Source organism: Streptomyces sp. NPDC045899, assembly GCF_056431485.1.
This window is the reverse complement of the sequence record NZ_JBWKKP010000065.1, coordinates 3362-4498: the sequence shown is the minus strand read 5'-3', so window position 1 is coordinate 4498 and position 1137 is coordinate 3362. Positions and strand designations below refer to the sequence as shown.

The 1137-nt window shown below is 69.2% G+C and carries 1 protein-coding gene; it reads left to right on the top strand.

The genetic code is table 11. The features are described 5' to 3' along the window. The first annotated feature begins 128 nt into the window (after nucleotides 1–128). The gene (locus tag AC07FT_RS36295; RefSeq protein WP_479180432.1) at nucleotides 129–1136 is read left to right on the top strand and encodes a DUF4158 domain-containing protein; all 1008 of its coding nucleotides are present in this window, start codon (nucleotides 129–131) and stop codon (nucleotides 1134–1136) included. Nucleotide 1137: the final 1 nt, after the last annotated feature.

Below are 1137 nucleotides of genomic sequence, written 5' to 3'. Positions count from 1 at the left end.
GGCCCTGTTCTCGTATAGCTACGGCCAGGTGGCGTGTAGCGCTGAGTGACGGCCCGGGGCTGTCGTTTCCCTCCTTCGATCGTCTCGTTGAGCTGAACGAGTGATCGCGGTGGGGTGGAGGAGCGCGGGTGCGGCAGGACTGGGAGCCGGAGGACCTCATCGAGGTCTGGACGCTGCTTGAAGACGACATGAAGCGGGTGCGGAACAAGTCCGGGGCAACCCGGCTCGGGTTCGCGTTGTTGCTGAAGTTCTTCGAGGTGGAGGCTCGATTCCCGGAGTCGGCTAAGGAGGTGCCGGCCGCCGCGGCGGAGTATGTCGCTCAGCAGGTGAAGGTGCCAGCCGAGGCGTGGGGTGCCTACGACTGGCAGGGTGACCGGATCAAGCGGCACCGCAAGGAGATTCGCGCGGCGTACGGGTTCCGGGCGAACACCGAGGAGGACCAGGATCGGCTGGGCGCGTGGCTGGCTACCGAGTTGTGTCCGGTGGAGCTGTCCCGCGACCGGCTCGCGGCCGCGGTGGTGGCCCGGTGCCGCAACGACCTCATCGAGCCGCCGGCGCCGGGGCAGGTGCGGCGGCTGGTGGGCAAGGCGATCAAGGACTTCGAGAAGCGGTTCTGCCGCAGCACGACGGACCGGCTCAGCCACGCCACCCGTTCGCGGCTGGAGGACCTGGTCGCGGGCGACGGCACCGACGCGGGCGCCGATGGTGACGGCGCGGTGGCCGGGGGCGGTCGCTCGCACTTCGCCGAGCTGAAGACGGACCCCGGTGCCCCGGGTCTGGAGAGCCTGCTGACGGAGGTGAACAAGCTGGAGCGGGTGCGGCGGCTGGAGTTGCCCGCGGACCTGTTCGCTGACGTGTCGGAGAAGCTGGTGGACGCCTGGCGGGCACGTGCGGCGAAGGAGTACCCGGCGAACCTGGAGCGGATGAAGCCGCCGCGGCGGCTGACGCTGCTGGCGGCGCTGTGCCATGTCCGGCAGACGGAGATCACCGATTCGCTGGTGGACCTGTTCATCCAGCTTGTGTTGAAGATCAACACGCGGGCGGAGCGGAAGGTCGACAAGGAGCTGGGGGCGGAGCTGAAGAAGGTCCGCGGCAAGGAGGGGATGCTGCTGCGGGTCGCGGAGGCGGCGCTGTAGG